Source organism: Nioella sediminis (genome assembly GCF_001879695.1).
Taxonomy (GTDB): domain Bacteria; phylum Pseudomonadota; class Alphaproteobacteria; order Rhodobacterales; family Rhodobacteraceae; genus Nioella; species Nioella sediminis.
This window is the reverse complement of sequence record NZ_MNBL01000193.1, coordinates 1-1,340: the sequence shown is the minus strand read 5'-3', so window position 1 is coordinate 1,340 and position 1,340 is coordinate 1. Positions and strand designations below refer to the sequence as shown.

Annotated in this window: 2 protein-coding genes; both read left to right on the top strand. The window is 65.9% G+C overall.

Features of this window, described 5'->3' with window-relative positions; all coding sequences use genetic code 11:
• Nucleotides 1–98 precede the first annotated feature (98 nt).
• Nucleotides 99–902 carry a segregation and condensation protein A gene (locus BKY26_RS19745; RefSeq protein WP_071692074.1) on the top strand — a complete coding sequence of 268 codons (804 nt, stop codon included), beginning with the start codon at nt 99–101 and terminating at the stop codon, nt 900–902.
• The coding region (scpB, locus tag BKY26_RS19740) for an SMC-Scp complex subunit ScpB (protein WP_131541954.1) at nt 892–1,340 on the top strand (449 nt) is incomplete at its 3' end. The genes BKY26_RS19745 and scpB, both read left to right, overlap by 11 nt.

Below are 1,340 nucleotides of genomic sequence, written 5' to 3'. Positions count from 1 at the left end.
ACGCGATTTCGAAATCGCGTCCCCGCGATCCATGCCCGATCTTGACATTCCCCTGCCATCCCCGGACTTTGTCCCCCTTCACATTGGACCGCCCCCGGATGTCAGACAGCACAGATCGCCAGCCAGAGGATCTTTGGGAAACCGTCGCCGAGCGTCGTGCGGCGGAGGCGTTGATCGTCGATGTGGACGGGTTCGAAGGCCCGCTCGACGTGCTCTTGACGTTGAGCCGCACGCAAAAGGTGGACCTGCGCAAGATCTCGGTTCTGAAACTGGCCGAGCAATATCTGGCCTTCGTCGAAAAGGCCCGGTCCTTGCGCATTGAACTGGCGGCCGACTACCTCGTGATGGCGGCCTGGCTGGCCTTCCTCAAATCCCGCCTGCTGCTGCCGCCCGACCCTGCCGAGGAGGGCCCGACCGGCGAGGAACTGGCCGCCCATCTGGCCTTCCAGCTCGAACGTCTGCAAGCCATGCGCGACCGGGCTGCGCGGATCATGGCGCGCGATCAGCTTGGCAAGGACCGCTTCGTGCGCGGCCTGCCCGAGCGGGTGGAAACCGCCCGCAGGACGAGCTTCACCGCCTCGCTGCTGGACCTGATGCAGGCCTATGCCCGCACCCGTACCCGCGATGATTTCCGCCCCTTCGTGCTGGACCGCGAGTCTATCTTCACCATGGAGGCGGCCCTGGACCGGATGCGCGGCATGATCGGCTTTTCCGGGGACTGGGTCGATATCTCGACCTTCATTCCCGATGGCTGGCGCCGCGATCCGATGAAACGCCGCTCTGCCACCGCCTCGACCTTCGCCGCCTCGCTGGAGCTGGTGAAGGCGGGCAAGGCGACCCTTCGCCAGACCGAGACATTCGCGCCGATCCACCTGAAAGCAAGAGGCCCCGATGACCGCTGAGGACCCGGATATCGAGCGGGACACCCCGATTGAAGAGGAGCAGGAAGACAGCCTCTTTCAGGCCCCGCCGCTCGCGGAACAGGAACGCATGGTCGAGGCGATGCTCTTTGCGTCGAGCGAGCCGCTGACCACCCGCGCCATGCAGGACCGCATGCCCCATGGCTGCGACGCGGCAGAGGCCATGGTGCTGCTGCGCCGCCGCTATCAGGGCAGGGGGGTCAACGTGGCCCGCGTGGGCGATGCCTGGGCCATTCGCACCGCGCCTGACCTCTCGTTCCTGATGAGCCGCGAGACGGTGGAAACCCGCAAGCTCAGCCGAGCGGCCATCGAAACGCTGGCCATCATCGCCTACCATCAGCCCTGCACCCGCGCCGAGATCGAGGAAATCCGCGGCGTGTCCGTCAGCCGGGGCACCATCGACCAGCTGATCGAGATGGA

Bases quoted from the DNA above. Each gene is read 5' to 3' on its own strand.
- BKY26_RS19745 (WP_071692074.1), top strand. From the start codon at position 99: ATGTCAGACAGCACAGATCGCCAGCCAGAGGATCTTTGGGAAACCGTC.